The 24313-nt window shown below is 66.5% G+C and carries 25 protein-coding genes; 16 read left to right on the forward strand and 9 right to left on the reverse strand.

Annotation, left to right across the window (positions count from 1 at the left end):
• The first annotated feature begins 72 nt into the window (after positions 1-72).
• The 7 genes from pyk to pheS all read left to right on the forward strand — a co-directional run bounded on the left by pyk (position 73) and on the right by pheS (position 5849).
• Positions 73-1518 (forward strand): pyruvate kinase, encoded by a 1446-nt coding sequence (pyk, locus tag PARHAE_RS13480; protein WP_126155103.1) that lies wholly within the window; start codon positions 73-75, stop codon positions 1516-1518.
• 34 nt (positions 1519-1552) lie between these two features.
• Positions 1553-1780 carry a hypothetical protein gene (locus PARHAE_RS13485; RefSeq protein ID WP_126155104.1) on the forward strand — a complete coding sequence of 76 codons (228 nt, stop codon included), beginning with the start codon at positions 1553-1555 and terminating at the stop codon, positions 1778-1780.
• A 109-nt stretch (positions 1781-1889) separates the two neighbouring features.
• Positions 1890-2090: a 50S ribosomal protein L35 gene (gene rpmI / locus PARHAE_RS13490; RefSeq protein WP_126155105.1), complete on the forward strand. Its 201-nt coding sequence runs from the start codon at positions 1890-1892 to the stop codon at positions 2088-2090.
• 16 nt (positions 2091-2106) lie between these two features.
• Positions 2107-2466: a 50S ribosomal protein L20 gene (gene rplT / locus PARHAE_RS13495; RefSeq protein ID WP_126155106.1), complete on the forward strand. Its 360-nt coding sequence runs from the start codon at positions 2107-2109 to the stop codon at positions 2464-2466.
• Between the two features lie 199 nt (positions 2467-2665).
• The gene (locus tag PARHAE_RS13500) at positions 2666-3277 is read left to right on the forward strand and encodes a VPLPA-CTERM sorting domain-containing protein (RefSeq protein ID WP_126155107.1); all 612 of its coding nucleotides are present in this window, start codon (positions 2666-2668) and stop codon (positions 3275-3277) included.
• Positions 3278-3323: 46 nt separating this feature from the next.
• Positions 3324-4706: a cytochrome P450 gene (locus PARHAE_RS13505; protein WP_126155108.1), complete on the forward strand. Its 1383-nt coding sequence runs from the start codon at positions 3324-3326 to the stop codon at positions 4704-4706.
• Between the two features lie 60 nt (positions 4707-4766).
• A complete protein-coding gene (gene pheS, locus PARHAE_RS13510) occupies positions 4767-5849 on the forward strand; it encodes a phenylalanine--tRNA ligase subunit alpha (protein WP_126155160.1) in 1083 nt (360 codons plus the stop codon).
• A gap of 5 nt (positions 5850-5854) precedes the next feature.
• Here pheS and PARHAE_RS13515 read toward each other — a convergent pair whose 3' ends face one another.
• Positions 5855-6100, reverse strand: a complete 246-nt coding sequence (locus PARHAE_RS13515; RefSeq protein ID WP_126155109.1) for a hypothetical protein — start codon at positions 6098-6100, stop codon at positions 5855-5857.
• Between the two features lies 1 nt (position 6101).
• Positions 6102-6593, reverse strand: coding sequence for a hypothetical protein (locus PARHAE_RS13520; RefSeq protein ID WP_126155110.1), 492 nt, complete (start codon positions 6591-6593; stop codon positions 6102-6104).
• 111 nt (positions 6594-6704) lie between these two features.
• On the opposite strand from PARHAE_RS13520, the gene PARHAE_RS13525 reads away from it, so the two are divergent.
• Positions 6705-7115, forward strand: coding sequence for a SufE family protein (locus tag PARHAE_RS13525; protein ID WP_126155111.1), 411 nt, complete (start codon positions 6705-6707; stop codon positions 7113-7115).
• Here the strand turns inward: PARHAE_RS13525 and mnmA are convergent.
• Positions 7087-8253, reverse strand: a complete 1167-nt coding sequence (gene mnmA, locus PARHAE_RS13530; RefSeq protein WP_126155112.1) for a tRNA 2-thiouridine(34) synthase MnmA — start codon at positions 8251-8253, stop codon at positions 7087-7089. The genes PARHAE_RS13525 and mnmA overlap by 29 nt on opposite strands.
• A 148-nt stretch (positions 8254-8401) precedes the next feature.
• Here mnmA and sciP point away from each other — a divergent pair, with 148 nt between their 5' ends.
• The 4 genes from sciP (at position 8402) to recG (ending at position 13856) form a co-directional block, all read left to right on the forward strand.
• Positions 8402-8677 (forward strand): CtrA inhibitor SciP, encoded by a 276-nt coding sequence (gene sciP / locus PARHAE_RS13535; protein ID WP_126155113.1) that lies wholly within the window; start codon positions 8402-8404, stop codon positions 8675-8677.
• 96 nt (positions 8678-8773) lie between these two features.
• Positions 8774-9481 carry a response regulator transcription factor CtrA gene (gene ctrA, locus PARHAE_RS13540; RefSeq protein ID WP_126155114.1) on the forward strand — a complete coding sequence of 236 codons (708 nt, stop codon included), beginning with the start codon at positions 8774-8776 and terminating at the stop codon, positions 9479-9481.
• A 92-nt stretch (positions 9482-9573) separates the two neighbouring features.
• On the forward strand, positions 9574-11763 hold the full coding sequence (ligA, locus tag PARHAE_RS13545; RefSeq protein WP_126155115.1) for an NAD-dependent DNA ligase LigA: 2190 nt from the start codon (positions 9574-9576) through the stop codon (positions 11761-11763).
• Entirely contained in the window at positions 11736-13856 is a 2121-nt protein-coding gene (recG, locus tag PARHAE_RS13550) for an ATP-dependent DNA helicase RecG (protein WP_241232809.1), read from the forward strand. The genes ligA and recG overlap by 28 nt, the downstream gene beginning before the upstream one ends.
• Positions 13857-14114: 258 nt before the next feature.
• Here the strand turns inward: recG and PARHAE_RS13555 are convergent, their stop codons facing one another.
• A complete protein-coding gene (locus PARHAE_RS13555) occupies positions 14115-14552 on the reverse strand; it encodes an iron-sulfur cluster assembly scaffold protein (RefSeq protein WP_126155117.1) in 438 nt (145 codons plus the stop codon).
• Positions 14553-14613: 61 nt separating this feature from the next.
• Here PARHAE_RS13555 and hisI point away from each other — a divergent pair, with 61 nt between their 5' ends.
• Entirely contained in the window at positions 14614-14973 is a 360-nt protein-coding gene (hisI, locus tag PARHAE_RS13560; RefSeq protein ID WP_126155118.1) for a phosphoribosyl-AMP cyclohydrolase, read from the forward strand.
• Positions 14974-15034: 61 nt separating this feature from the next.
• Here hisI and gluQRS read toward each other — a convergent pair whose 3' ends face one another.
• From gluQRS to PARHAE_RS13585, 5 genes are all read right to left on the reverse strand, one after another.
• Positions 15035-15880, reverse strand: coding sequence for a tRNA glutamyl-Q(34) synthetase GluQRS (gluQRS, locus tag PARHAE_RS13565; RefSeq protein WP_126155119.1), 846 nt, complete (start codon positions 15878-15880; stop codon positions 15035-15037).
• On the reverse strand, positions 15862-17199 hold the full coding sequence (gene trmFO, locus PARHAE_RS13570; protein WP_126155120.1) for a methylenetetrahydrofolate--tRNA-(uracil(54)-C(5))-methyltransferase (FADH(2)-oxidizing) TrmFO: 1338 nt from the start codon (positions 17197-17199) through the stop codon (positions 15862-15864). Before trmFO ends, gluQRS begins: the two co-directional genes overlap by 19 nt.
• A 93-nt stretch (positions 17200-17292) precedes the next feature.
• A complete protein-coding gene (locus tag PARHAE_RS13575) occupies positions 17293-17913 on the reverse strand; it encodes a 50S ribosomal protein L25/general stress protein Ctc (RefSeq protein ID WP_126155121.1) in 621 nt (206 codons plus the stop codon).
• 65 nt (positions 17914-17978) lie between these two features.
• Positions 17979-19187, reverse strand: coding sequence for an alpha-hydroxy acid oxidase (locus PARHAE_RS13580; protein WP_126155122.1), 1209 nt, complete (start codon positions 19185-19187; stop codon positions 17979-17981).
• Positions 19188-19243: 56 nt separating this feature from the next.
• Positions 19244-19504 (reverse strand): hypothetical protein, encoded by a 261-nt coding sequence (locus PARHAE_RS13585; protein WP_126155123.1) that lies wholly within the window; start codon positions 19502-19504, stop codon positions 19244-19246.
• A 75-nt stretch (positions 19505-19579) separates the two neighbouring features.
• On the opposite strand from PARHAE_RS13585, the gene PARHAE_RS13590 reads away from it, so the two are divergent.
• The 3 genes from PARHAE_RS13590 (at position 19580) to rpoD (ending at position 24232) form a co-directional block, all read left to right on the forward strand.
• Entirely contained in the window at positions 19580-20164 is a 585-nt protein-coding gene (locus tag PARHAE_RS13590; RefSeq protein WP_126155124.1) for a TetR/AcrR family transcriptional regulator, read from the forward strand.
• Between the two features lie 65 nt (positions 20165-20229).
• The gene (gene dnaG, locus PARHAE_RS13595) at positions 20230-22119 is read left to right on the forward strand and encodes a DNA primase (RefSeq protein WP_126155125.1); all 1890 of its coding nucleotides are present in this window, start codon (positions 20230-20232) and stop codon (positions 22117-22119) included.
• Positions 22120-22258: 139 nt separating this feature from the next.
• Positions 22259-24232 (forward strand): RNA polymerase sigma factor RpoD, encoded by a 1974-nt coding sequence (rpoD, locus tag PARHAE_RS13600; RefSeq protein ID WP_126155126.1) that lies wholly within the window; start codon positions 22259-22261, stop codon positions 24230-24232.
• The last annotated feature ends 81 nt before the right edge of the window (positions 24233-24313 follow it).

Raw genomic sequence — 24313 nt, forward strand, 5'->3', positions numbered from 1 at the left:
GTGGCGGCGGACGCCAGTTGCAGCCGCAGGCGATCTGGACCATAGTTAGCGCAAACGGAAGAGGGCCGCAGGATGAGAAGACATCGCAACGTGAAGATCGTGGCAACCCTGGGGCCCGCGTCCAGCACCAAGGACATGATCCGCGCGCTGTTCGATACCGGCGCGGACGTGTTCCGCCTGAACATGAGCCACGGCAGCCACGACGATCACCGCGCCCGCTATGACGCGATCCGCGCGGTCGAGGCGGAAACCGGCCGCCCCATCGCCGTCCTGGCCGATCTTCAGGGGCCGAAGCTGCGCGTGGGCCAGTTCACCGCAGGCGCCTGCGACCTGGAAGAGGGCAACCGCTTCCGCTTCGATCTGGACACGGCGCCGGGGGATTCGCACCGGGTGCAACTGCCCCATCCCGAGATTTTCGCGGCCCTGGTGCCGGGCAGCAACCTGCTGGTCAATGACGGCAAGATCCGTCTGCGGGTCGATGAATGCGGTCCCGATTTCGCCGATTGCACGGTGACGGTCGGCGGCACGATCAGCGACCGCAAGGGCGTGAACGTGCCCGACGTGGTGCTGCCATTGGCGGCGCTGTCGGACAAGGACCGCGCCGACCTGGAATTCGCCTGCGAACTGGGCGTGGACTGGCTGGCCCTGTCCTTCGTGCAGCGCGCCGCCGATGTCGAGGAGGCGCGGGCGCTTGCCAGGGGGCGCGCCGCGATCCTGTCCAAGATCGAGAAACCGGCGGCTGTGGATGCCTTCGAGGAGATCCTGGCCGCCTCGGACGGGATCATGGTGGCGCGGGGCGATCTGGGGGTGGAACTGCCGATCCATTCCGTGCCTCCGATCCAGAAGCGGCTGGTGCGCAGGTGCCGGTCTGCGGCCAAGCCGGTGATCGTCGCCACCCAGATGCTGGAATCAATGATCGAAAGCCCGATGCCCACGCGGGCCGAGGTCAGCGACGTGGCCAACGCCATCTATGAAGGCGCCGACGCGGTGATGCTGTCGGCCGAAAGCGCCGCCGGTGCCTATCCCATCGAGGCGGTGCGCACGATGGACAGCGTCGCCCGCTCGGTCGAGGCCGACAGCAACTATCGCGCCATCATCGAGGCTTCGCGCCAGAACAAGCTGCACAGCGTGGCCGATGCCATCGTCACCGCCGCCCGAGAGATCGCCGAGACGACCGACATCGCCGCGATCTGCGCCTTCAGCCAGTCGGGCAAGACCGTCAGCCTGGTGGCGCGCGAGCGCCCCCGCGTGCCGATCATCGCGCTGACCCATCTGGAATCGGTCCTGCGCCGCATGTGCCTGACCTGGGGGACGCATTGCGTCATCACTCCGCAACTGTCCCGCTTCAAGGAGGCGGTGGTCAACGCGACGCGCGCGGCGCGGGAATTCAACTTCGCCGACGAAACCCGGCAGGTCGTTGTGATCGCGGGCGTGCCCTTCAACGTGCCGGGCAGCACCAACATCGTGCGGATCGCGCCCTGCGACGAACGCTTGATCTTCGCGTCGGATCCAGAATAAGCGCAGGTCGGACGGACCATCACGAGGGGTTTCCATGTCTGATCTTCTGTTGCTGGGCGGCATCGCGCTGTGCTTGCTTTCGGTCGTCGTTGCCGTCGTGCAACTGCTGCGGACCCAGGCCCCGCGTGCGGGCGCGATCCTGCTGGTGCTGGGCATCGCGGCGATCCTTGCCGGGGCCTATCTGGCGCCCGAGCCGTTCAGCCTGGACCGGATTCCCCAGGCCTGGGCGCGTCTGGCGGGCGGTGTGACGACAACACCCTGAGGCCCTTGCCAAATCCGAATGGCGCGCTTATACGGCGCGCTTCCTGCCCGTGCGTCCGGCCACCATGGCATTGCCGAGTCGCACGTTCACTTCGATCAAGGAGACGAAAATGCCGAAGATGAAGACCAAGTCGGCCGCCAAGAAGCGGTTCTCGTTCACGGCCACGGGAAAGGTGAAATCCGCCCAGGCCGGCAAGCGCCACGGCATGATCAAGCGCACGATCAAGTTCATTCGCGACGCGCGCGGCACCACCGTCCTGTCGGACGCGGATGCCAAGATTGTCAAGAAATACATGCCCTACAACCGCTGATCGCGAGGACTGAACAATGGCACGAGTTAAATCCGGCAAGGTCACGCACGCCCGCCACAAGAAGGTTCTGGACGCGGCCAAGGGCTATTACGGCGCCCGGTCGCGCAACTTCCGCACCGCCACCCAGGCCGTGGACAAGGCGAACCAGTACGCCACCCGCGACCGTAAGACCCGCAAGCGCAACTTCCGCGCGCTGTGGATCCAGCGGATCAACGCCGCCGTCCGCCTGGTGGATGCCGAGATGACCTATTCGCGCTTCATCAACCTGCTGGCGAAAGCCGGGATCGAGGTGGACCGCAAGGTTCTGGCCGACCTGGCCGTGAACGAACCCGATGCGTTCGGTGCGATCGTGGAAAAGGCCAAGGCGGCTGCCTGAACGGCGCCCCTGACCGCTTGCAAAGGCCCGCCGTCTGGCGGGCCTTCTGCTTTTTATCCGGGCAAGCCGATGATTTATCGTCCAAAAAACGATCATTTTGAGATTGTTCAAGTTTTTATGATTAGAGATCGAACCCAAATCCGCCTAGCGTGTTACGAAAGAAGCCGCGAACGGCGGAGTCCACAGTGAAGGGTTGTCCATGAAGTTTCGGAAACATCGCATTGCTGCAATTGCTGCGGCCTTTGTCATGGCTGCGGGCGCATCCCAGGCTGCGACCTATACCGCCAGCAATGTCGTGGCCGAGGGAACGTCTTACGGCACCTGCGCGACATATTCCCTGGCCGCCTGCGATGCAAACCAGCGGCGCGTGGTCGGAAACGCCTTGGGCGAGACGGATGGGCGGTTCTACTCCCTGGGGCTGGGTGGTCGCCTGACATTGGGTTTCGGAGCCGCGATGTTTGGGCCGGGCGCCCTTCTGACGCTTGAAGAGGTGACGTTCGGCGGCCCGCAGGCTGGCGGCCATCGCGAGGCCGTGGACGTGTATTCCGTTTTGGGCGGTGTCGCGACCTTCGTGCAGACGGTCTATAACACTGCGGCAGTCACATCCCTGCGGATCGCGAACAGCTTCGACCATATCCAGCTTGTCGACGCCACCTTGCGCGAATACGCGGGCACCCGCAGCTATGACGGGTTCGACGTGGATTCCGTCAAGGTGACAATTGCCCCTGTTCCGGTTCCTGCCGCCGGCGCGCTGATGCTGGCCGGTCTTGGCGGCTTGGCGATGCTGCGGCGGCGCAAGGCCGCCGTCTGACATGGCGGCGCCGCGTGGCCCATCGGCGGCCGCGCGATCCGACCTCATGCCAACTGATGCGTCGCTTGCGTCGGGAGCAGGGGTCTTGCCCTCGCGCTGTCCCGTACGGGTGGCGCTGGCCCGCAAACCGCTGGGCATCGTCGGCACCGCCGTGACCGCCCGACGGAACCTGCTGGAACTGATCCCGGAAATCGCGACTCGTCAGCCCATCGTGTCGGGCAGGACCGGGGTGCGGTTTCATATGGTCATGGATCCGGCGACCCTGCGCCACATCCTCAAGGATCGGGTCGAGGATTATCCGAAATCCAACGTCACCAAGCTGATCCTGGAACCCGCCATCGGCGACAGCCTGTTCGTGGCCGAGGGGGCCGAGTGGCGGTGGCAGCGCCGCGCCGTCGCGCCCGCCTTCGCACTGCGCCATGTCCAGGCGCTTGGTCCGATCATGACCGCCGCCGCCGAGGCGTCCTGCCGCCGCCTGTCCGCCGCGCGCGGGCCGGTCGATCTGTTCGAGGAAACGGTGGCCGCGACCTTCGAGGTCATTTCGGATGTCACGCTGTCGGGGGACCGGGCCTTTGACCGCGACGCCGTGCATCACGCCATCGACGGCTATATCGCGCAGACTGCCAAGGTCTCGCTGCTGGACGTGATGGGCCTGCCGGGCTGGATCCCGCGTCCGGGGCGGATCTTTTCTCGCCCCGGCCTGAACCGGATGAAAGACATCGCGGATCGGGCCATCAACGCCCGCGCGGCGGCCCCCCGCACCGAAGGCGCGCCGGATCTGCTGGATCTGCTGCTGGATGCCGCCGACCCGGAAACGGGTCGGGCCATGACCCGCGACGAATTGCGCGACAACCTGCTGACCTTCATCGTCGCCGGGCACGAGACGACCGCCCTGACCCTGGCCTGGGCGCTGTATCTGTGTGCCTTCGACCCCGCCGTTCAGGACCGCGCCGCGGCCGACGCCCAGGCCGCCTTGGGGGACCGCGCCGCGACCGCTGCCGACCTGGACGCGCTGCCCCTGATCCAGCGGATCGTGAACGAGGCGTTGCGCCTCTATCCCCCTGCCGCGTTCCTGTCGCGCACGGCGCGGGCCGAGGACCGGCTGTGCGGCCGGCAGGTTCTGCCCGGCGACACGGTGATGCTGCCGATCTATGCGCTGCACCGCCACCACCTGCTGTGGGACCGCCCCGACGCCTTCGATCCGGACCGTTTCCTGACGACGCCCGACCGCTATGCCTTTCTGCCCTTCGGCGCGGGGCCGCGCATCTGCATCGGTGCGGGCTTCGCCCTGCAAGAGGCGGTGGTGATCCTGGCGACGCTGCTGGCGCGGTTTCGATTCACAGCCATTCCGGGCCGCGATCCGCAGCCCCGGATGATCCTGACGCTGCGGCCTCATGGCGGGGTCTGGCTGAACGTCACGCCGCGCTGAAGGCTTCCCCCTTGGCCCCACAAATGCTAACGCCATGCCCGACAAGGACGAGGCATGACGATGGACGACCTGAACCCGCTCCGCCAGCAATGGCTTGACCGCATCAACGGCGCCGCCGATCCGGCCGCCATCGAGGAGGTGCGCCTTGCCGCCCTGGGCAAGAAGGGCGAGATCAGCCTGAAGATGCGCGAGTTGGGCCGCATGACGCCCGAGGAACGCCAGACCACCGGCCGCGCCCTGAACGAGCTGCGCGACGAACTGGACGCCGCCCTGCGCGCTCGCAAGCTGTCGCTGGAGGATGCGGCGCTTGAGGCCCGTCTGGCGGGCGAGTGGCTGGACGTGACGCTGCCTGGGCGCCCGCGTCCGCAGGGAACCATCCATCCCATCAGCCAGGTGACCGAGGAAGTGACGGCGATCTTCGCCGACATGGGATTTGCGGTGGCCGAAGGCCCGCAGGTCGAATCCGACTGGTACAATTTCGACGCGCTGAACATCGCGCCCGAACACCCCGCGCGCCAGGAACACGATACCTTCTTCATGCACCGCGCGCCGGGCGACAACCGGCCTCCGCATGTCCTGCGCACCCATACCAGCCCGGTCCAGATCCGCGCCATGCAGGATCACGGCGCCCCGATCCGCGTGATCTGCCCCGGCCGCGTCTATCGCATGGACATGGACCAGACCCATACCCCCATGTTCCACCAGGTCGAGGGCTTGGCCATCGACCGCGACATCAGCATGGCGCAGCTGAAATGGACTCTGGAGGAGTTCTGCCGCGCCTTTTTCGAGGTCGGCCAGGTCGAACTGCGCTTCCGCGCCAGCCATTTCCCCTTCACCGAACCCTCGGCCGAGGTCGACATCCGCTGCGACTGGTCCGGCGGGCAACTGAAGATCGGCGAGGGGGATTCCTGGCTGGAGATCCTCGGGTCGGGAATGGTCCATCCGAATGTCCTGCGCGCGGGCGGCATCGACCCCGACCAATGGCAGGGCTTCGCCTTCGGCATGGGCATCGACCGGATCGCGATGCTGAAATACGGCATCCCCGATCTGCGCGCCTTCTTCGAAAGCGACCTGCGCTGGCTGCGCCACTACGGCTTCGCTGCGGGGGATGTGCCGAGCATCAGCGGGGGGTTGAGCCGTTAGACTCTTCAGCGCCAGGGCGTTGTGTGGACCGCCCAGAACAGCATTCCCATCATCATGGCAGCGCAGCCCATGACAATGGGAAAGGGTGGACCGCTGATAAGGCTCATGGCCGCAAGCACCAGCCAAAGGGCGATGATCAGCAGCCGCCCTTGAAGCGAGTTGCGGGCAAGATGCCACAGCCATAGGGTCGCCCCGCAAATCAGCGGGACACAGAGGACGACAAGCGCGATTTCGGCGCCGGGGCGGTCCATCTTACCGCCGCAGCGTCACCACGTTGCTGCCGCTCGTGATCTCCACCGCCGCGATCCGCGACAGTTGCACCGATGAAATCGCCATCGCCGCCGCGATCTCGTCCACGCCGGGGCGGGCGGGCAGGGCGGCGGCGCTGCCGGGGGCGGGCGAGACGCCCACCAGCCGCAGGCGCAGCACTCCGTCCGCGTCGGGGGCAAGCCGATTGCCCGGCTGCGGGCGCGCCGTCACAAGCGCGACCGAGGAATAGCCGCGCACCGGCGCGAAGCCGTTCACGACCAGCAGGCGGCCTTCGTTCAGCGGTTCCCACCGGGCGGCGGCGATCTGGGGAATAAGGGGACGGGTGTCCGAGATCTGGGCATAGCCGTCCTCGGGCTCCAGCGTGGGGGTCGGGGCGGATCCCCAGGACAGCGGGTTCCAGCGGCTGTCGCCCAGCCGTCCGCAGCCGACAAGGATCATCGTGGCGATCAACAACGGCGCGGTCAGTTTGCTCATGTCACCATCCCTTGGGCGTTTCGGCCCGTGTTAGGCGAAATCCGCGCGCGGATAAAGGCACTTTGACCTTGCCGTCCCGGCGCGTTAACCACAGGCCAAAAGGACCGCGCCATGGCAACCCAAGCCTTCGAAGACATCGCCGACACCTTCGACTTCCTGGACGACTGGGAGGAACGCTATCGCCATGTGATCGAGCTTGGCAAGGCGATGCCGCCCATGGACCCGGCCTTGCAGGTGCCGGCCACCAAGGTCGAGGGCTGCGCCAGCCAGGTCTGGATCATGCCGATGATCGAGAACGGCCGCTTCGATTTCCAGGGCGACAGCGACGCGATGATCGTGCGCGGACTGATCGCGGTGCTGCACGCGCTGTATTCCGGCGTGCCGGTGGCCGAGGTCGGCAAGATCGACGCCCAGGCCGAACTGGCGCGGCTGGGCCTGGACGAGCACCTGTCGTCGCAACGCTCGAACGGGGTGCGGGCGATGGTGCAGCGGATCAGGCAGCTTTCCGACGCCGCAGCGTAATCCAGCCGCCGCCCAGCACGCGGGTGCTGTCGGGTTCGTAGAAGACGCAGGCCTGGCCGGGGCTGACGCCTTCCTCGGGGTCCAGCAGCTCGACCTCGGCGCGGGTGGCATCGATGGGACACAGGATCGCCGGGCGCGGCGGCCGGGTGGAGCGGATGCGGACCATTACCGGAATTTCCCCGGCAAAGGGCTGATCGCCCAGCCAGTTGACCTCGCTGATCGGGACGATCGTGGTCGCAAGCGCTGATTTCGGGCCGACGACAACGCGCCGCGCGTCGGGGTCCAGCCGCACCACATACAGCGGATCGCCCAGGCCGCCGATCCCCAGTCCGCGCCTCTGGCCGATGGTGTAATGGATCACGCCCCGGTGCTTGCCCAGGACCGCGCCGTCCATGTCCACGATCTCGCCCGGTTCGGCGGCGTTGGGGCGCAGCTTTTCGATCACGGCGGCATAGTTTCCGTTCGGCACGAAGCAGATGTCCTGGCTGTCCGGTTTGTCCGCCACCGCCAGCCCGTATTCGGCGGCAAGCGCCCGCGTTTCCGCCTTGCTGGCCAGGTGGCCCAGCGGAAAGCGCAGGAAATCAAGCTGTTCCTGCGTGGTCGAGAACAGGAAATAGCTTTGATCGCGATTCGGGTCGGCCGCCATGTGCAATTCGGCCCTCGTGGCGCCGTCCTTGCGCTGGATATAGTGGCCGGTCGCCATGCAATCGGCATCCAGGTCGCGCGCGGTTTCCAGCAGGTCGCGGAACTTCACCCGTTCGTTGCAGCGGATGCAGGGCACCGGGGTCGCGCCCGCCAGATAGGCATCGGCGAATTCGTCGATCACCGATTCGCGGAACTTGTTTTCGTAATCGAGGACGTAATGCGCAAAGCCCATGCGTTCGGCGACCCGCCGGGCGTCGTGGATGTCCTGCCCCGCGCAGCAGGCGCCCTTCTTCGCCAGGGCCGCGCCGTGGTCGTAAAGCTGCAAGGTGACGCCGATCACGTCATAACCCTCGGATTTCAGCTTCGCGGCGACGACGGAACTGTCCACGCCCCCCGACATCGCCACCACCACGCGGGTCTGCGCGGGCGGCTTGGCAAAGCCCAGGCTGTTCAACGAAGGCGCGCGCGCCGTGGCGCGGTGATGAAGGGTCATGACAGGTCCAAGGATACAATATTGCATCGAAATATAAGCAAATGCCGCCTATTCTCAAGCCGCCCGCCCCGGAAAAACCTGTCACGCTCAACCTGGCCTTAGGGGATTTGGGTCAAGGTTGCTTGGAACGCGACATAGGACAGGTGGGATGTTCTTGAAAAAAACCGACGCACCTCGCACCGTAACCCTGCCAGACGGCAGGATCCTGACCCTGGCCGACCTGCCGCCCGACAACACGCGATGGGTGGCCAGCCGCAAGGAAACCGTGGTCAACGCCGTGATCCATGGCCTGATCACCAGGGATGAGGCCCTGCACCGCTATGGCCTGTCCGAAGAAGAATTCGACGGCTGGATCAAGGCGGTCCAGGATCACGGCCCGGCTGCCCTGAAAGTCACATCGATTCAAAGATTCCGGCAACCATAAGTTGCGCAAGATCAATCAACGGATCATGGTAACATCATATTAACCTTATGAGTCGATGGTTGAACCCAGCGAATACACGAATCGGGGCTTACATAGATGAGAATTTTGTTGGTTGAGGATGATCCCAGCACCGCTCGGGCCATCGAATTGATGCTGACCGCCGCCAGCTACAACGTGTTTCGGACGGACATGGGCGAGGAGGGGATCGATCTTGCCAAGCTCTATGACTATGACCTGATCCTTCTGGATCTGGACCTGCCCGACATGCACGGGATGGAGGTTCTGCGTCATCTGCGCCTGGCGCGCGTCGATACGCCGATCCTGATCCTGACCGGATCGGACGACACCGAAAGCAAGCTGCGGGGCTTCGGCTTCGGCGCCGACGACTATATGACCAAGCCCTTCAACCGCGAGGAATTGCAGGCCCGCATCCAAGCGATCATCCGCCGGTCCAAGGGCCACAGCCAGGCGATCATCAAGACCGGCGAGATCGTGGTGAACCTGGATGCCCGTTCGGTCCAGGTCAAGGGTAAGGCCGTCAACCTGACCGGCAAGGAATACCAGATCCTGGAACTGCTCAGCCTCCGCAAGGGCACGACCCTCACCAAGGAGATGTTCCTGAACCATCTTTACGGCGGCATGGACGAACCCGAGTTGAAGATCATCGACGTGTTCATCTGCAAGCTGCGGAAGAAGCTGTCCGAAGCCATCGGCGGCGACAGTCATATCGAGACCGTCTGGGGCAGGGGCTATGTCCTGCGCGAACCCACGCCCAATGCCGAACGACTGGCTGTCGGCGCCTGATCGGGCGGCTGCCGCGCAAGCGGTGCGGCAGCCCCTGTAAAATCCTTCGCCGAACGTCGTATAGAACGGACAGACGGAAGGCGGAGGCAGCGATGACGGATGCAAGGCAGGATGACAGCGTGACAGCGCGGCCCGACCCGGCCGCGCTTGACGAACGGCGCGCGGGCGATGAAATCGCCGACCTGTCCGCCCGCATCGCCCAGGCCAACGAGGATTATCACCGCAAGGACGCTCCGGTCCTGTCGGACGCCGAATATGATGCGCTGAAGCATCGGCTGCTGGCGCTGGAACGCGCCTTCCCCCAGCTTGCCCATCCCGACAGCCCGACGCAGGCGGTCGGCGCCGCCCCGGCGGAAGGCTTTGGCAAGGTGACCCATGCCCAGCGGATGATGTCCCTGGAAAACGGCTTCAGCGACGCGGACGTGACGGATTTCGTCGCACGTGTCCGCAGCTTCCTCGGCCTGCGCGACGGGGATCTGGCTTTCACCGCCGAACCCAAGATCGACGGGCTGTCGCTGTCGTTGCGATACGAGGACGGCGTGCTGGTCCAGGCCGCGACACGGGGCGACGGCACCGTGGGCGAAAATGTCACCGCCAACGCCCGCACCATCGCCGACATTCCCCACCGCCTGACCGGCGCGCCCGCCATCCTGGAGGTGCGGGGCGAGGTCTATATGAGCCATGCCGACTTCGAACGGCTGAATGCCGCGGAAGGGGGTCGGGTGTTCGCCAACCCTCGCAATGCCGCCGCCGGATCGTTGCGCCAGATCGACCCCGCCGTGACCGCCTCTCGCCCGCTACGGTTCTTCGCCTATGGCTGGGGGCAGGTCAGCGAACCGTTGGCCGATACGCAAAAGGGCGCGGTCGACCGGCTGGCCGCGCTTGGCTTTCAGACCAACCCGCTGACGCGGCTGTGCCACGACGCCGATCAGATGCTGGCGGTCTGGGCCGAGATCGAACAGCAGCGCGCGACGCTGGGCTATGACATCGACGGGGTGGTCTACAAGGTCAACGACCTGTCCTATCAGGCGCGGCTGGGATACCGCTCGACCACGCCGCGATGGGCGCTTGCCCACAAGTTTCCGGCGGAAACCGCCTGGACCCGGCTGGACCGGATCGAGATCCAGGTCGGCCGCACCGGCGCGCTGTCGCCGGTCGCCCGGCTGGAGCCGGTGACGGTGGGCGGCGTCGTCGTCTCGAACGCGACCCTGCACAACGAGGATTACATTGCCGGGCGCGACAGCAGCGGCGCCCCGATCCGCGACGGCCGCGACATCCGCGAGGGCGATTGGGTCAAGATCTATCGCGCCGGCGACGTGATCCCCAAGATCGCCGATGTCGATCTGTCGCGCAGGCCCGAAGGCAGCCAGCCCTATCGCTTCCCGGAAACCTGCCCGGAATGCGGATCCGATGCGATCCGTGAGCCCGGCGATTCGGTGCGCCGCTGCACGGGCGGCCTGATCTGTCCCGCCCAGGCTATCGAGAAGCTGAAGCATTTCGTCAGTCGGGGTGCCTTCGACGTCGAGGGGCTGGGCGCCAAGCAGATCGAAATGTTCTTTTCAGACCCCCTCCTGCCGATCCGCGAACCGGCCGACATCTTCACCCTGGCCGAACGCGACGCCCGCACCATTGCCAAGCTGAAGAACCGCGACGGCTTCGGCGCAAGGTCCGCGGAAAAGCTGTTCGCCGCCATCGAGGACAAGCGCCGCATCCCCTTGGAACGCCTGATCTTCGCCTTGGGCATCCGTCATGTGGGCGAGGTCGCCGCAGGGATCCTCGCGCGGCATTTCGGCACCTGGGACGCGCTGATCGCCGCCGTCGATGCGGCCGCCAGCGAACCCGCCTTTGCCGCCGCCGACGACAAGGCCCGCCGCGCCGCTCTTACCGACAGTCCGAACTGGGCGGAGCTGACCTCCATCAACGGCATCGGCGCCGTGCTGGTCCAGTCGCTTGTCACCACGCTGACGCAGGATGCCGAGCGCGCCGGGATCGACCGCCTGATCGCCCAGGTCGAGGTTCTTCCGGCCGCCGCGCGCCAGGTCCGGCAGACCGAGATCAGCGGCAAGACCCTGGTCTTCACCGGCACCCTGGAACGCATGACGCGCGCCGAAGCCAAGGCCAGGGCCGAGGCGATGGGCGCCAAGGTGGCCGGTTCGGTCAGCGCCAAGACCGATCTGCTGATCGCCGGACCGGGCGCCGGATCGAAGGCCGCAAAGGCCGCCGAACTGGGTGTCGCCGTCATCGACGAGGACGAATGGCTGCGCATCGCGGGCGGGACATGACACAGCCCAAGGGGCGGCCGCCCGCGCTTTTTCCGCTGTTCGCGGCCATCGACACCTTGCCCGGCATCGGGCCGAAAAGCCGCGACGCCTTGGCGCAGATGGGCATCGAACGGCCGCGCGACCTGATCCTGACCCTGCCCGCAAGCGGCGTCATCCGCCGCCGCATCGACCGGATTGCCGACGCCCGCGCGCCCGAGATCGTGACCATTCCCGTCACCGTGGGCCGCCATCACCCGCCCGCCGCGAAGGGTCGCCCCTGGCGGGTCCATTGCAGCGACGGGGTGGACGACCTGACGCTGGTGTTCTTTCATCCGCGCAAGGACTGGATCGAAAGCCAGCTTCCGACCGGCGCCCGCCGCATCGTCAGCGGCAAGGTCGAGCTGTTCGACGGCATGGCGCAGATGGTCCATCCCGACCATATCCAGCGCGAGGACGAGCCGCCCCTGCCGGAATTCGAGGCCGTCTACCCCCTGACCGAAGGCCTGACCCGCAAGACCATGGCCAAGGCCGTCGCCGCCGCGCTGACGCGCCTGCCGTCCATGCGGGAATGGATCGACCCGCAGCTTGTCGCGCAGCGCGGCTGGCCTGATTTCGAGACCGCGCTGCGGCAGGCGCATGATCCGGGGGCGATGCGCGACCTGTCGCCCGATTCCCCGGCGCGGACGCGGCTGGCCTATGACGAATTCCTGGCCCATCAGATGACGCTGGCCCTGGTGCGGCGCGAAAAGCGGCGGCTGAAGGGGCGCCCCAGCCGGGGCGACGGCCGTTTGCGCAGGGCGGTCCTGGACCATCTGCCCTGGCCGCCGACCGGCGCGCAGATGCGCGCGATCGCAGAGATCGCCGACGACATGGCGGGCGAGGGCCGGATGAACCGGCTGCTGCAAGGCGATGTCGGGTCGGGCAAGACCCTGGTCGCGATGCTGGCAGCCCTGGTCGCCGTCGAGGCCGGGGGCCAGGCGGTCCTGATGGCGCCCACCGAGATCCTGGCCCGCCAGCACGCCCGCGCCCTGGAGCCTCTGGCCCGCGCGGCGGGCGTGCGGCTGGCCGCGCTGACCGGCCGGGACAAGGGCGACTTGCGCGCGCAACTGCTGGAGGATCTGGCCCAGGGGCGCATCGATGTCCTGGTCGGCACCCATGCGGTGTTCCAGCGCGGCGTCGAATTCCACGATCTGCGCCTGGCGATCATCGACGAACAGCATCGCTTCGGCGTCGCCCAACGGCTGGAGCTTTCGGCCAAGGGGCAGGTGCCGCCCGACATGCTGATCATGACCGCGACACCGATCCCGCGATCCCTGGCGCTGACGCAGTATGGCGACCTGGATATCTCGATCCTGGATGAAAAGCCGCCGGGGCGTCAGCCGATCACGACGGTGATGATCGGCGATCAGCGCCTGGACGAGGTGACGGCCCGGCTGCGACACGTGCTGGACCAGGGCGCGCGCGCCTATTGGGTCTGCCCGCTGGTCGAGGAAAGCGAGGTCAGCGACCTGACGGCGGCCGAGGCGCGGTTCCAGTCGCTGGGCGCGCAGTTCGGCGACATCGTGCGGCTGGTGCATGGCCAGATGCCGGCAGATCAGCGCGACGCCGCCATGGCCGACTTCGCCAGCGGCCGCGCGCGGCTTCTGGTCGCGACCACCGTGATCGAGGTCGGTGTGGACGTGCCAGAGGCCACGATCATGGTGATCGAGCGCGCGGAAAGTTTCGGGCTGGCCCAGTTGCACCAGTTGCGCGGGCGGGTCGGGCGGGGCACCGGCGCCTCGACCTGCGTGCTGATGTATCACCCGCCGCTGAACGAAACCGGCGCGCGACGCCTGACGACCCTGCGCGATACCGAGGACGGGTTCCGCATCGCCGAGGTCGATCTGGAGATGCGCGGGGCAGGCGATGTGATCGGCACCGCCCAGTCGGGTCTGCCCCGATTCCGCGTCGGCGACCTGGAACATCAGGCCGGGCTGATGGCCGTCGCGCGCCAGGATGCCCGCCATCTGCTGGACCGCGACCCGGCCCTGGAAAGCCCGCGTGGGCAAGCGATTCGAATGCTGATGTGGCTGATGAGCCAGGAGGATGCGATCCGGCTTATTTCGGTGGGGTGAAGTTCTTAAAATGTTCTTTACGAATCGCTGCAAAAATGAGAACAAAAGAGCAACCGATAGGAGTTGCTCATGTCCCGTGAATTCTTCTGCGATCTTCTTGGCGTCACCGCCCTGACCGTGACGACCGTCATAGTGCTGTGGCTGCCCGCCATCCTGCAAGCCTGATCTCTGCCCCGCGTTGCCATGACGGCGCCCGCCTGTGCGACCGTCACATCCCCAGCACGCGCAACTGCCGGTCCTGCAATGGGACCGGCTTTTTCATGCCTGGGCTTGGTCAATCGCCTCCAGAACCGCGTCCCAGGCCAGCAGGATCGAGGCATGGCGGTTCGGATAGTCGCGGGCGGGCAGCAGAGCTTCCAGGTCGGCGAAGGGCGCGGCCGGGGGGTCGCCAGCCGCTGTCAGCATCGCGCGCAGCGCGTCGCGTGTGGCGGCCAGTTCCGTTCTGCTGCGGCCGATGACCGCCTGTCCCAGGACCGAGGCCGAGGCCTGTCCCAGGGCGCAGGCGCGCACCTCTTGCCGGAAATCGGCGATCCGGTCGCCCTCCATCGCGACATAGGCCGTGACCGAGGATCCGCATTGCGGCGACCGGCGCATGGCCTTGCCGTCGAAGTCGGGCAGGGTGCCCAGATGCGGAATGGCCGTGGTCAGCGCCAGGATCCGGCGTGAATAAAGCTGCATCAGGTCGCTGTCGGCCATCGGTCTTTCCCATGGGCTGCCTTGCGCCTAGATAGGAACGACCACCGCGAAAGGAAACCCGATGTTCGAATCGGCCAGCCTGAAATACGACGCGAACGGGCTGATTCCCGCCATCGCCCAGGACCACGACAGCGGCGAGATCCTGATGATGGCCTGGATGAACGCCGAAAGCGTGGCACGGAGCCTGGAGACCGGCCGCGTCACCTATTGGTCGCGGTCGCGGCAGGCGTTCTGGATCAAGGGCGAAAGCTCGGGCCATGTGCAGCAGTTGGTCGAGATGCGCGTGGATTGCGACCGTGACTGCCTGCTGGTGCTGGTTCGCCAGACCGGCCCGGCCTGCCATACCAACCGCCGAAGCTGCTTCTATACCGCCATCCGCAACGGGGCCGAGGTCGAGATCATGGAGCCGATGGCGGGATAGGGGGCGCTGCCCCCGTCGCCGTTCCGGCGACTCCCTCGGGATGTTTGGCGTCCAAAGCAGGTCAGAAGGCGAGCATCCGGCGGATGTCCTGCGGAGTGGCGCCATCGTCGCGATAGCTGCGGATCGCGCGGGCATCGTCGCGTTTCGCCAGTCGCCTGCCTGCGTCGTCCCGGATCAGGCGGTGATGGTGGTAACGCGGCGTCGGCAGGGTCAGCAGTTTCTGAAGAAGAACGTGGATATAGGTTGAATCAAAAAGATCTTTTCCGCGCGTGACCAGGGTTATCCCTTGCGCCGCATCGTCGACGACGACGGCCAGATGATAAGACGTTCCCATGCCGCGCCGCGACAGGATCACATCCCCGATCCCTTCTTGGAACTGGTCTCGGGTCAGCAGGTGATCCTGGCCGGGCATGATTGCCTGATCCCGAAAGGCCACCCGGTCGATGCCCAAGGCGTCGAAGGCCCGCGCCACGTCCAGCCGGATCACGTCATCGGGTCCGGCATCGGCCATGCTGCGGCCCCGGCAGGTGCCGGGATAGACCAGCCCGTCGGGTCCGGCCGGCAGGGCGCCTTCTTGGGGGGCCGACAGCGCGGCGCGGATGTCGCCCCGGCGGCAGCGGCAGGGATAAGTCAGCGGCGCCAGCCGCGCCAGCGCCTCGTGATAGGCCGTCATCCGGTCGGATTGACGCATGACCGGCTGCGGCCATGTCAATCCCAGCCAGGCCAGATCGTCGTAAATCGCGGCCTCGTAATCCGCGCGGCAGCGGTCGCGGTCGATATCCTCGATCCGCAGCAGGAACTGGCCGGGTCCGGCCGCCGCCTGCGCCACAAGCGCGGCATAGGCATGGCCCAGATGCAGCAGCCCCGTAGGCGAGGGCGCGAAGCGGGTTATTGCGCCGCCAGCCATGCGCTGAAATCGTCCTTGGCGCGCTGCGTATAGGCGGGATAGCGGTCCTTGCGGCCCTTCCGGCCGCCGCGCGCTTCGTCCAGCGGTGGGAACAGGCCGAAGTTCACGTTCATCGGCTGGAAGGTCTTGGCCTCGGCTCCGCCGGTGATGTGGTTGATCAGGGCGCCCATGGCGGTGGTCGGCGCCGGGGGCGGCAGGTCGCGCCCAAGCGCCTGCGCCGCCGCCATCCGTCCGGCCAGCAGGCCCATCGCGGCGCTTTCGACATAGCCCTCGACCCCGGTGACCTGCCCGGCGAAGCGCAGGTTGGGACGCTGGCGCAGCCGCATCCGGTCGTCCAGCAGCGTGGGGGAATTGAGGAAGGAATTGCGGTGAATGCCCCCCAGCCGCGCGAAGCTGGCGTTTTCAAGGCCGGGAATCATGCGGAACACCTGGGTCTGCGCGCCGTATTTCATCTTGGTTTGGAAGCCGACGATATTATACAATGTCCCCAAAGCGTTATCGCGCCGAAGTTGAACCACTGCATAAGCTTTTTCGTCGGGCTTATGGGCGTTAGTCAGACCCACCGGCTTCATCGGGCCATGGCGCAGCGTTTCGCGGCCGCGTTCCGCCATCACCTCGATCGGCAGGCAGCCGTCGAAATAGCCGGCGGTCTCGCCCTCGTGGAACTCGGTCTTTTCGGCGGCCAGAAGGGCGTCGATGAACGCGTTGTATTGGTCGCGGGTCATCGGGCAGTTGATATAGGCGCGCCGTTCGGCCTCGGTCTCGCCCTTGTCATAGCGGCTTTGCTCCCAAGCCACCGTCATGTCGATGGTTTCGGCATGGACGATAGGGGCAATGGCGTCGAAGAACGCGAGCGACTCCGTGCCCGTCACCCCCCGGATCGACTGCGCCAGCCTGTCCGAGGTCAGCGGCCCGGTCGCCACGATCCAGTTGCCATCGGACGGCAGGTCCGTCACCTCGCCCGGCACGACCGTGATCAGCGGTTCGGCCTGCAAGGCCTGGGTGACGGCCGCGGAAAAGGCCTCGCGGTCCACCGCAAGGGCGCCGCCCGCAGGCAGGCGGTGGCGGTCGGCCGTCGCCATGATCAAGCCGCCCGCCGCGCGCATTTCCCAATGCAACTGGCCGACCGCGTTCATCACGTCGTCGTCGGACCGGAAGCTGTTGGAGCAGACCATTTCCGCGCAATCGCCGGTCTTGTGGGCGAAGGTGCCCTTGGCGGGGCGCATCTCGTGCAGGATGACGGGCACGCCCGCGCGGGCGATCTGCCAGGCGGCCTCGGACCCGGCCAGGCCCGCGCCGATGATGTGGACTGGTTCCATGGCAACCTCCTGCAAGCGGGCTAGCAAAGCGGCCCGAAAATGGAAAGGGCGGCGCCAGCGGCACCGCCCCAGGATCGCGCGAGGCGGCCGGGATCACTCCTCGGCGGCGGCCTCGGCTTCTTCGTCGTCACCGCCCGAACGCAGCGCGGACGGCGCGGCGATGTTGGCGATCACGAAGTTGCGGTCGATGGTCGGCTTGACGCCATCGGGCAGTTTCACGTCGTTGATGTGGATGGTGTCGCCGACGTTCAGGCCTTCCAGATCGACGGTGATGTGATCCGGGATGTCGCCCGCCGTCACGACCAGTTCGACCTCGGGACGCACCGTCACCAGCGTGCCGCCGCGCTTCAGGCCGGGGCATTTGTCGTGGTTGATGAAGTCCACGTGGATGAACAGGTTCACCTTCGACGTGCGGCGCAGGCGCATGAAGTCGATATGGATCGGCAGATCCTTCACCACGTCCTTCTGGACGCCGCGGCAGATGACGCGCACGTCTTCCTGGCCTTCGACTTTCAGGTTGAACAGGGTGGACATGAAACGGCCGGCGCGCAGTTGCGTCAGCAGCTTGTTGAAGTCGAACTGCACGTTGACCGGGTCTTTGTGGTCGCCGTAAACGACTCCGGGAACCTTACCGTCGCGGCGAGCTTGGCGGGCGGCCCCCTTGCCTGACCCCGCGCGCGGCTCGGCCACCAGATCAGGGATCTCTTTGGCCATGATATCTATCCTAACAGGTTGTGAACGCCGCCATCCTCCAAGGGTGCATGGCGACAGGGTGCGGCCTATACGGCAACCGGGGCGATTTGTGAAGCCCCCACGGGCTGCGGGATGTCGTATTCGTCCAGGAAGCCGCGCGGGATCATCACGTTGTCTGGGCCGATGTCCTTGACGTTGCGTTCGCCGCACAGCGCCATGCTGATGTCCAGCTCCTTGCGGATGATCTCCAGCGCGCGGGTCACGCCCGCCTCGCCCATGGCGCCCAGCCCGTGCAGCCAGGCCCGCCCGATCCAGGTGGAATGCGCGCCAAGCGCCAGCGCCTTCAGCACGTCCTGGCCCGACCGGATGCCGCCGTCCATGTGGATTTCGACCCGGTCACCCACCGCCTTGACGATATGCGGCAGCATGCGGATCGAGGACAGCGCCCCGTCCAGTTGCCGCCCGCCGTGGTTGCTGACGATGATCGCATCGGCCCCGAAATCGGCGGCGATGCGCGCGTCGTCGGGATCCAGCACGCCTTTCAGGATCAGCTTGCCGCCCCACAGGTCGCGGATCCGGGCGATCTTGTCCCAGTCCAGCTTTTCGTCGAACTGCTCGGCCGTCCAGCTCATCAGGCTGGAGGGGTCGGCGACCCCCTTGGCATGGCCGACGATATTGCCGAAGAAACGCCGCTTGGTTTGCAGCATCCCCATGCCCCACCGCCAGCGGGTCGCCAGATCCAGCAGCGTGGGCAGGGTCAGCTTGGGCGGCGCGGATAGGCCGTTCTTCAGATCCTTGTGCCGCTGACCCAGGATTTGCAGATCCAGCGTCAGAACAAGCGCGCTGCACCCGGCCTTCTTCGCGCGTTCGATGATGGCCGCCAGAAAATCCTGGTCCTTCATCACATAAAGCTGGAACATGAAGGGCTTGGTCGTGTGTTCCGCCACATCTTCGATGGAACAGATCGACATGGTGGACAGGCAGAACGGCACCCCGAACTTTTCCGCCGCGCGGGCCGCGTGAATCTCGCCGTCCGCGTGCTGCATCCCGGTCAGGCCGACGGGGGCAAGCGCCACGGGCATCGCCACGGGCAGGCCTGCGATGTCGGACGCGGTGCTGCGGTTCGACATGTCCACGGCCACCTTCTGGCGCAGCTTCAGCCGGGCGAAGTCGGTCGTGTTCTCGCGGAAGGTCTGTTCGGTATAGCTGCCCGATTCCGCATAGTCGTAGAACATTTTTGGCGTGCGGGCGCGGTGCATCCGCTTCAGATCTTCGATCGAGGTGACGACGGGCATGGCGCTCTCCGGCAGTTTGGTCAAAAATCTTTACCAGAGACGCGCGCCCTCAGCAATCACTCCCGCGGACGCATCCGCGACAGGGCGTCCGGCTCGATCACCGGGCCACGCAAAGCGTCGGCCCGCTGTCGCAAGGCATCGGCACGCGCCTGCGCCTCGGCATCCACGGCGACGGACGAAGCAGCGTGCGGCGCGTGATCGGGAAGCGCCGGCTCGGCCAGGATCCGGTCGGTGGGAAGCAGGCTGGGATAGGTGTCGGCTTCGCCGGTGCAGGCGGCAAGGGCCGCGACGCAGGTCAGGATCAGGGCGTGTCTCATGGCGCCATGATTACGGCGGGTTGGGTCACGGGGCAACGGACTTTCCCGCCCGCGCGCCCCGCGCTACAAGGCGCCATGGCCCGCACCCAAGGTTCCCGCGCCGAGATCACCGGCCCCCTGATCCGCACCCATGCCCGCCGCCTGTTCGCGCGGCAGGGCTATGCCGCCGTGTCGATGCGCCAGATCGCGTCCGCCGTGGGGGTGCAGGCGGGGGCGCTGTACGCCTATACGCCCGACAAGCAGGCGCTGCTGTTCGACCTGTTGCAGGATCACATGGAACACCTGCTGGCCTCCTGGTCGGATATTCCGGGCGATCCGCTGTCCCGGCTGGAACATTTCGTGCGCTTCCATATCGACACCAGCCTGGACCACGCGGACGCGGTGTTCCTGGCCTATATGGAGCTGCGCAACCTCACCCCGGAAAACTTCGCTCGCATCGCCGCGCTGCGGGGGCAATACGAATCCGCCTTGGAAACGATCCTACGCGACGGGGTGGCGGCGGGCGTCATGCGCATCGACGACCTGAAGCTGGCGACCATGGCGCTGATCGCGATGCTGACCGGCGTGACCAACTGGTATCGCGAAGGCGGCCGTCTGGACCGCCGCCGGATCGGCGACATCTACTGGGGCCTGGCGCGCGGCGCGGTCGGCGCGGATTGACCCCCGCTTCTTCTTTGCCCAAATACCCCTTTCCTTGACGCCTGCCACAGCGCGATAATCCCCCCATGAGTCTGCCCCCCGGCTTCCTTGACGAGATCCGCAACCGCGTTCCGATCAGCCGCGTGATCGGGAAGAAGGTGGTGTGGGATCTGCGCAAGTCGAACCAGGCGCGGGGCGACTGGTGGGCGCCATGTCCGTTCCACCAGGAAAAATCGGCCAGTTTCCACTGCGACGACCAGAAGGGCTATTATTACTGCTTCGGCTGCCACGCCAAGGGCGACGCCATCAGCTTCCTGCGCGAGGCCGACGGGATGGAGTTCATGGAGGCGGTGAAACTGCTGGCGGCCGAGGCCGGGCTGACCATGCCCGAACCCGACCCTCGCGCCCGCGAACGCACCGACCGCCGCACCCGCCTGCTGGAGGTGACCGAGGCCGCCTGCCGCTGGTTCCGCCTGCAACTGCAAACCGGCGCCGCGGCCGAGGCGCGCGATTACCTGGTCCGGCGCGGGCTTGACCAGGCGGCGCTCGATCGGTTCGAGATCGGCTTTGCCCCCGACAGCCGCACCGCCCTGACCGGCGCCCTGCGCGACAAGGGCTTCGACGACGCGCTGATCGTCGAATCGGGCATGGCGGCCCGGCCCGACAAGGGCGGCGCGCCCTATGACCGCTTCCGGGGCCGGATCATCTTTCCGATCCGCGACGGGCAGGGGCGCTGCATCGGCTTCGGCGGGCGGGCGATGGATCCGAACGCGCGGGCCAAATACCTCAACAGCCCGGAAACGCCGCTGTTCGACAAGGGCCGCAATCTTTACAACCTCGGTCCCGCGCGCGCCGCCGTCGCCAAGGGCCAGCGGCTGGTCGTGGTCGAAGGTTACATGGACGTGATCGCCCTGGCCCGCGCGGGGTTCGAGGGGGCGGTGGCCCCCCTGGGCACCGCCGTCACCGAGGACCAGCTGCGCCTGATGTGGCGCGTCAGCCCCGAACCTGTGATCGCGCTCGACGGCGACGCGGCGGGACAGCGCGCGGCGCAGCGGCTGATCGACCTGGCCCTGCCGATGACCGGGCCGGGCCAGGCGTTGCGCTTCGTCATCCTGCCCCCCGGCCAGGATCCCGACGACCTGATCAAGGCCGCCGGACCCGGCGCCATGGGGGCGCTGCTGGATCAGGCCCGCCCGCTGGTCGATCTGCTGTGGTCGCGCGAAACCGAAGGTCAGGTCTTCGACAGCCCCGAACGCAAGGCGGCCCTGGACAAGCGGCTGGCCGATGCCGTCGCGCGGATCCCCGACGAACGGACCCGCGCCCATTATGCCGAGGAGTTGCGCCGCAAGCGGTGGGAGCTTTTCGGGGGATCCCGGCGCGGCGACTGGAAGCCGGGCAAGCGCGGGGGGGCCGCCAAGGCGGGTCGCCCCATCTTGCCGGTTCCCGCCACCGCAAGCGATCCCCAGGCCGCGGGCACCCTGCTGGAAGGGGCCAGCCTGCTGATCTGCGCCCTGCGTCCCGAACTGATCGCGCAAGAGGAAACGCGCCTGGAACGCCTGACACCCGCAGATCCCAACCGCGCCGCCCTGCTGTTCGATCTGCTGGGCCAGACGCAAAGCCCGGCCGGGGCGCGCGGGCTTGAAACGTTGCGCCGCGACGCCCATCTGGGCCTGACCCCGGCCGTCATCGACGCGCAGGATACCGAAACCGTCGCGGCAATTCTGACCAACCTTCTGGACCGGCTGGAAGCACAGCGCGCCATCGGCGCCGAACTGGCCCGCGCCGAGGCCGAGATCCAGGGAGAGGCGGACGAGGGCCTGACCTGGCGGATGCAGCAGATCGCCCGCGCCCGCCACCGCGCCGAACGCCCCGAACTGGAGGGCGCCACGGATTTGAACGAGGATCGCGAGGCGCTGTCGGCCCAGCTGTCCCAGTTCATCGACGGTCAGATCTGGCGCAAGCCGCCGCGCCGCTGACCATTGCAGGTGATTCGCAGGCAACGCGAATCGGTTGCGTCGCGCGCCCTTTGATTCGGGGGTGCGGCGCGCTAGATGTAGAGCAGATTTCAGTGATTCGCCCCGCCCGCGAATCACCGCCTGAGCAAGGGAGCCGTTCATGGCCGCCAAGGACGACGATCACGACAAGACCGACAAGGACGACAACGCCCATTCGCTGGACATGAGCCAGGCCGCCGTCAAGCGCATGATCGCCGAGGCGCGCGAACGCGGCTATATCACCTATGACCAGCTGAACGCCGCGCTGCCGCCCGAACACGCCTCGTCCGAGCAGATCGAGGATGTGATGTCGATGCTGTCCGAAATGGGCATCAACGTGATCGAGGACGAGGACGGCGCCGAGGAACCCGAAGGCGGCGCGGTCGCCGTGGTCGGATCGACCTCGCGCGAAGTCGCGGTCGCCACCTCGGAAACGGAAAAGCTGGACCGCACCGACGATCCCGTCCGCATGTATCTGCGCGAGATGGGGTCGGTCGAACTGCTGAGCCGCGAGGGCGAGATCGCCATCGCCAAGCGGATCGAGGCCGGGCGCAACACCATGATCGCGGGGCTGTGCGAAAGCCCGCTGACCTTCAAGGCCATCACCATGTGGCGCGAGGAGCTTCTGGACGAAGAAATCCTGCTGCGCGACGTGATCGACCTGGAAACCACCTTCGGCCAGTCGCTGGAGGACGAGGACGGCGCCGAAGAGGAACTGTCCGAGGAAGCCGCCCCGGCCGAGACCGCGCAGAAGCGCGAGGAACTGGATGCCGACGGCAACCCCATCCTGAACGAAGAGGACGAGGACGAGGACGAAGGCGCCAACCTGTCGCTGGCGGCGATGGAGGCCAGTCTCAAGCCCAAGGTTCTGGAAACGCTGGAACTGATTGCGCGTGATTACGAAGCGTTGGCCGCGATGCAGGACCAGCGGATGTCGGCGACCCTGAACGAGGACAACAGCTTCTCGGCCAGTGCGGAAAGCGACTATCAGGTGCTGCGGTCGCGCATCGTGGGCTTGGTCAACGAACTGCACCTGAACAGCAGCCGCATCGAGGCCCTGGTCGACCAGCTTTACGGCATCAACCGCCGGATCGTCACCATCGACAGCGGCATGGTCAAGCTGGCGGACGCCGCGCGGATCAACCGCCGCGAATTCATCGACGCCTATCGCGGCACCGAACTGGATCCGGCCTGGGTGGACCGCATGTCCCAGCAATCGGGCCGGGGCTGGCAGGCGCTGTTCGAACGCTCGCGCGACAAGGTGGAAGACCTGCGCAACGAAATGGCTCAGGTGGGCCAGTATGTCGGCGTCGACATCGAGGAATTCCGCCGTATCGTCAGCCAGGTCCAGCGGGGTGAAAAGGAAGCCCGTCAGGCCAAGAAGGAAATGGTCGAGGCGAACCTGCGGCTGGTCATCAGCATCGCCAAGAAATACACGAACAGGGGCCTGCAATTCCTTGATCTCATTCAGGAAGGCAATATCGGTCTGATGAAGGCCGTGGACAAGTTCGAATACCGGCGCGGCTACAAGTTCAGCACCTATGCGACCTGGTGGATCCGTCAGGCGATCACCCGGTCCATCGCCGACCAGGCCCGCACGATCCGCATCCCCGTCCACATGATCGAGACGATCAACAAGCTGGTCCGCACCGGCCGCCAGATGCTGCACGAGATCGGCCGGGAACCCACCCCGGAAGAACTGGCCGAAAAGCTGCAGATGCCGCTGGAAAAGGTCCGCAAGGTGATGAAGATCGCCAAGGAGCCGATCAGCCTCGAAACCCCGATCGGGGACGAGGAGGACAGCCAGCTTGGCGATTTCATCGAGGACAAGAATGCCGTCCTGCCGCTGGACAGCGCCATTCAGGAGAACCTGAAGGAGACCACGACCCGCGTCCTGGCCAGCCTGACCCCGCGCGAGGAACGGGTGCTGCGGATGCGTTTCGGCATCGGCATGAACACAGATCACACGCTGGAAGAGGTCGGCCAGCAGTTCAGCGTCACCCGCGAACGGATCCGCCAGATCGAGGCCAAGGCGCTGCGCAAGCTGAAGCATCCCTCGCGCAGCCGCAAGCTGCGGTCCTTCCTGGATCAGTGACCCGCACCGACGGCCTTGCCCCTGCCGGGCGGGGCCATGTGCCGAACCGGCTTGCAAGTTCGGCACAAACCATGAACACTA

Source organism: Paracoccus haematequi, assembly GCF_900631945.1.
In the GTDB taxonomy this organism is placed as follows: domain Bacteria; phylum Pseudomonadota; class Alphaproteobacteria; order Rhodobacterales; family Rhodobacteraceae; genus Paracoccus; species Paracoccus haematequi_A.

Coding starts and splice junctions, on each gene's coding strand:
- pyk (WP_126155103.1), top strand. CDS start 73: ATGAGAAGACATCGCAACGTGAAGATCGTGGCAACCCTGGGGCCCGCG.
- PARHAE_RS13485 (WP_126155104.1), top strand. CDS start 1,553: ATGTCTGATCTTCTGTTGCTGGGCGGCATCGCGCTGTGCTTGCTTTCG.
- rpmI (WP_126155105.1), top strand. CDS start 1,890: ATGCCGAAGATGAAGACCAAGTCGGCCGCCAAGAAGCGGTTCTCGTTC.
- rplT (WP_126155106.1), top strand. CDS start 2,107: ATGGCACGAGTTAAATCCGGCAAGGTCACGCACGCCCGCCACAAGAAG.
- PARHAE_RS13500 (WP_126155107.1), top strand. CDS start 2,666: ATGAAGTTTCGGAAACATCGCATTGCTGCAATTGCTGCGGCCTTTGTC.
- PARHAE_RS13505 (WP_126155108.1), top strand. CDS start 3,324: ATGCCAACTGATGCGTCGCTTGCGTCGGGAGCAGGGGTCTTGCCCTCG.
- pheS (WP_126155160.1), top strand. CDS start 4,767: ATGGACGACCTGAACCCGCTCCGCCAGCAATGGCTTGACCGCATCAAC.
- PARHAE_RS13515 (WP_126155109.1), bottom strand. CDS start 6,100: ATGGACCGCCCCGGCGCCGAAATCGCGCTTGTCGTCCTCTGTGTCCCG.
- PARHAE_RS13520 (WP_126155110.1), bottom strand. CDS start 6,593: ATGAGCAAACTGACCGCGCCGTTGTTGATCGCCACGATGATCCTTGTC.
- PARHAE_RS13525 (WP_126155111.1), top strand. CDS start 6,705: ATGGCAACCCAAGCCTTCGAAGACATCGCCGACACCTTCGACTTCCTG.
- mnmA (WP_126155112.1), bottom strand. CDS start 8,253: ATGACCCTTCATCACCGCGCCACGGCGCGCGCGCCTTCGTTGAACAGC.
- sciP (WP_126155113.1), top strand. CDS start 8,402: ATGTTCTTGAAAAAAACCGACGCACCTCGCACCGTAACCCTGCCAGAC.
- ctrA (WP_126155114.1), top strand. CDS start 8,774: ATGAGAATTTTGTTGGTTGAGGATGATCCCAGCACCGCTCGGGCCATC.
- ligA (WP_126155115.1), top strand. CDS start 9,574: ATGACGGATGCAAGGCAGGATGACAGCGTGACAGCGCGGCCCGACCCG.
- recG (WP_241232809.1), top strand. CDS start 11,736: ATGGCTGCGCATCGCGGGCGGGACATGACACAGCCCAAGGGGCGGCCG.
- PARHAE_RS13555 (WP_126155117.1), bottom strand. CDS start 14,552: ATGGCCGACAGCGACCTGATGCAGCTTTATTCACGCCGGATCCTGGCG.
- hisI (WP_126155118.1), top strand. CDS start 14,614: ATGTTCGAATCGGCCAGCCTGAAATACGACGCGAACGGGCTGATTCCC.
- gluQRS (WP_126155119.1), bottom strand. CDS start 15,880: ATGGCTGGCGGCGCAATAACCCGCTTCGCGCCCTCGCCTACGGGGCTG.
- trmFO (WP_126155120.1), bottom strand. CDS start 17,199: ATGGAACCAGTCCACATCATCGGCGCGGGCCTGGCCGGGTCCGAGGCC.
- PARHAE_RS13575 (WP_126155121.1), bottom strand. CDS start 17,913: ATGGCCAAAGAGATCCCTGATCTGGTGGCCGAGCCGCGCGCGGGGTCA.
- PARHAE_RS13580 (WP_126155122.1), bottom strand. CDS start 19,187: ATGCCCGTCGTCACCTCGATCGAAGATCTGAAGCGGATGCACCGCGCC.
- PARHAE_RS13585 (WP_126155123.1), bottom strand. CDS start 19,504: ATGAGACACGCCCTGATCCTGACCTGCGTCGCGGCCCTTGCCGCCTGC.
- PARHAE_RS13590 (WP_126155124.1), top strand. CDS start 19,580: ATGGCCCGCACCCAAGGTTCCCGCGCCGAGATCACCGGCCCCCTGATC.
- dnaG (WP_126155125.1), top strand. CDS start 20,230: ATGAGTCTGCCCCCCGGCTTCCTTGACGAGATCCGCAACCGCGTTCCG.
- rpoD (WP_126155126.1), top strand. CDS start 22,259: ATGGCCGCCAAGGACGACGATCACGACAAGACCGACAAGGACGACAAC.